Annotated in this window: 4 protein-coding genes; all 4 read right to left on the bottom strand. The window is 48.0% G+C overall.

Annotated elements, in window-relative coordinates:
* Positions 1 to 172: 172 nt before the first annotated feature.
* The gene (locus AZ66_RS28105) at positions 173 to 394 is read right to left on the bottom strand and encodes a DUF1450 domain-containing protein (protein WP_021253279.1); all 222 of its coding nucleotides are present in this window, start codon (positions 392 to 394) and stop codon (positions 173 to 175) included.
* Between the two features lie 125 nt (positions 395 to 519).
* On the bottom strand, positions 520 to 798 hold the full coding sequence (locus AZ66_RS28100; RefSeq protein WP_082061769.1) for a hypothetical protein: 279 nt from the start codon (positions 796 to 798) through the stop codon (positions 520 to 522).
* A gap of 98 nt (positions 799 to 896) precedes the next feature.
* Positions 897 to 2,099: a M14 family zinc carboxypeptidase gene (locus AZ66_RS28095; protein WP_044357941.1), complete on the bottom strand. Its 1,203-nt coding sequence runs from the start codon at positions 2,097 to 2,099 to the stop codon at positions 897 to 899.
* A 198-nt stretch (positions 2,100 to 2,297) separates the two neighbouring features.
* Positions 2,298 to 3,092, bottom strand: coding sequence for a glutamate racemase (racE, locus tag AZ66_RS28090; protein WP_197081793.1), 795 nt, complete (start codon positions 3,090 to 3,092; stop codon positions 2,298 to 2,300).
* Between the last annotated feature and the right edge of the window lie 59 nt (positions 3,093 to 3,151).

Genomic DNA, 3,151 nt, shown 5'->3' with positions numbered 1-3,151 from the left:
GACTGCGTTCTGCGCGTTGCGAATACGGGTTTGGTTGAGTTGCAAGCTGAGTCATATTTGGACATGCTGCGAGCCTCCTCGCGCCAGAGTATGGACTGTTCCCAACAGAGAGTAGTTGTCTCCAACGATTAGGATATCGCTTCGCAGCTTTTTCTATGCGGTTAAAAACTTACTATTTCACAAAAGGCTTCGCCTTCTCGATAGCTTCATCCTCCGTCGGAGCGATTACGTATCGTCCGTTGATAAAGATGAACACTCGCTTGGCACAATGCCCACAGTATGACTTACAGCCAATCTTGATATCCGCTTCCGGATCTAGACCTTTGACTTTCGGCAAAAAAGTCTTCATTTTGATATGCCGACATTTATCACAAATACGAATATCGTTCGCCATTGTTCTTCACTCCGCTTTACCCCATTGTCTTGTTGTACTTTCGCAATGAAATTGTTGCGTTCGCCAACCTCTATGTCATTGTACGGGAACCTGGGGCGAGAAGCAACCTTTTGCGTCACATTCCGTCATTTCGGGTTCGGATCTTCATATTTTAGGGCACGCTTGGAAAACCAAGGAAGCAGAATTAAGGTGAGAATAATGTCATCAATCGGCATAAATGGAATCAAATCCACCGGAATCAACCAGTAAATAACAATTGCACCTACAAATATTGCCTTCTCCCAAAAAGGAACACGCTTCGACGTCAATAGTCTTGGCACCGAGCTGAGAAGCAGCCACAGCCTCTGCCAAGACCGCTTAGGACGTGGTTGCCGTTGTGAACTGCGTGGAATTGGATTCGCCAATGGTTACACACCTCCTGCTGTTAGTGTGCGTAGCGAATCAGAGTTCATACAGCAGCAATGCAGCAATACCTTGCGTGTCCTCCTTATCGTTACCTTCACTATGGAAGCAGCGCTTCTTTCATGATAGCGGTGACTTCCCGATACATCCCATCGAAGTCATCGAGCGGCAGTGGACTTATTCCGTTGCCAACTTCAATCGTGAAACCAGGCTTCCTGTAGCGCTGTATGAACCAATCCTTATAGCCCGCATCGCTGCCTGACAACTTCACTGCCCGATATCCGCTTGCCCTCTGGAATCGTTCTGCCCACGCTAAGGATTCATCTGGTTCGAAATCACGATAGTTCCAATATATTTCCTGTCCTTGCGTATGGAAGGACAGAGCTAGTTCAAATGGAATCCGCTCTGATAACCCCGCCAGCGCAGCTGCTTCCGGTTCAGACAGCGGTCTCGTCCCACCATAGTTGAGAGGTGCTGGCGAATACACACCCCTTCGGGCTTGTTCTTCCTCCCAAAAGGCAGGGAACTGATCATTGAGATCAATCCCGCGAATATTGGCTTTCCAACGATGGAATCTGCGGGAGCCTTGATTCCATTCCATAATCGAAGTGTAGAACGGGTGATTCGGGGAAATTCCTTCTTGCACAAGCTCTACCCCATCAGGATTCGTCATCGGTACGATCCACAATGTCGTTCGCTCATACGCAGCAAGCGGATCCCATCCGTTCCATGCCCCACCGCTGTCGTAGGCTCTTGCATAATCTTCGGCAAATTGCATCAATAGCGCCGATGTGATCCACTCATTCGCATGTACGGAACCATTTGCATGTACGGGCACAGCACCGTTGCCGATTACAATTGCGGGGATTGGCTTACCCAGCACACTCATTCCGATCTGTTCAACTCGGACGAAGGGATAACTATTCTGTAAATGATGAATGTCTCGTACTAATTGACCATAACCATATTCAGTGGTCTTCCTCTCCCATTCCCTACTCCACTCGTAAGGGATTAGCATCAATTGCCCTTGTATGATTCTCCTCGGATCAATGGTTGGATTCGCTTCGGCGAGTCGCTGCGTCGAAACTTGGAATCGCTGAGCGATATGATAGAACGTGTCTTTTGCCTGCACGACATACTTATTAAACGGAAGCTCCGGAATATCAATTACTTGTCCCGGTATTGCGTATCCCTCTAAGCGCAGCTGAGGGTTGGCGTTCAGCAACGCATGCAGTTGGATGCCGTAACGTGCACAAATACGAAGATAGGTATCGCCTTTTTGCACTAGATAAGGAACAGCCACGATTGTCGCTCCTCTCCCAATACGTTATTGGTTGAAGCATATGCGACGGGATAGAGGTTCATAACTTCAAGGAAGATCATCCCTAGGTCGTAACACAGAGAAGGCGTCCCTATCTGGCAGACTATCTGCTCATAGGAACGCCCTCAAATATCATGATCATATATAAGTTCATGAATCTCATTGAATGATAAGTTTGGATTACATGATTTTAGGAATTTGCCAAATGACTGGAGTAGCCTGAATCTGCTCGCCGAGCCACTGGCGGGCGATATTCTGAAATATTTCCGGATCGCCGCTGCAGAAAAACTGATGAACCGGTACCGCTTCCGTATTCGCCAACTGGCTTTTGTCCTGCAAAATCGTACTGATCTCACGCGCTGTCTCTTCCGCTGAGTTAATTAGTTGTACCTTAGGCCCAATCGCATCTTGGATAGAATCGGACAGGAATGGATAATGGGTGCAGCCTAAAATGAGGGTATCAATAGGTATATTATGCAACTGTTCAAGTGACTCGCGTACAACATCAGAAGTCGATTCACTGTTTCTGAACATCCCCCTCTCAACAAGAGGGGCTAGACGAGGACAAGCTTGACTGACTACTTCAACATGAGGGGACAGCCGCTTCAATGCTTGTTCATATGCGCCACTGCGGATTGTGCCTTCTGTTCCGATAACCCCGACATAGCCGCTATTGGTAGCGGACAGCGCCGCACGGGCACCTGGATGAATGACTCCGATTACAGGAATAGACACGTAAGCTCGAATATATTCCAATGCTACGGCTGTCGCTGTATTGCATGCAATTACGATCATTTTAGGTTGAAATTGAATAAGATAATCCACGATTTGACGGGTGAACAGCCTTACTTCCTCGGCAGTACGAGGACCATAAGGCGAACGGGCTGTATCACCGAAATAGATGACTTTCTCCCGCGGCAGTTGGCGCATCACTTCTTTGACAACTGTCAACCCACCGACACCCGAATCGAGCATGGCTATAGCTTGCTGCACGAATACACCGCTTCCTTCGTCTCTTGATTGACTGACCTTAC

This window comes from Paenibacillus sp. E194, assembly GCF_000935845.1.
Taxonomy (GTDB): domain Bacteria; phylum Bacillota; class Bacilli; order Paenibacillales; family Paenibacillaceae; genus Paenibacillus_B; species Paenibacillus_B alvei_B.
Note: the sequence above shows the minus strand (reverse complement) of the source record. Positions and strands in the feature narration are given on the sequence as shown.

Excerpts from the sequence above, each read along its gene's own strand:
- AZ66_RS28105 (WP_021253279.1), bottom strand. The coding sequence starts at position 394 with ATGGCGAACGATATTCGTATTTGTGATAAATGTCGGCATATCAAAATG.
- racE (WP_197081793.1), bottom strand. The coding sequence starts at position 3,092 with ATGCTCGATTCGGGTGTCGGTGGGTTGACAGTTGTCAAAGAAGTGATG.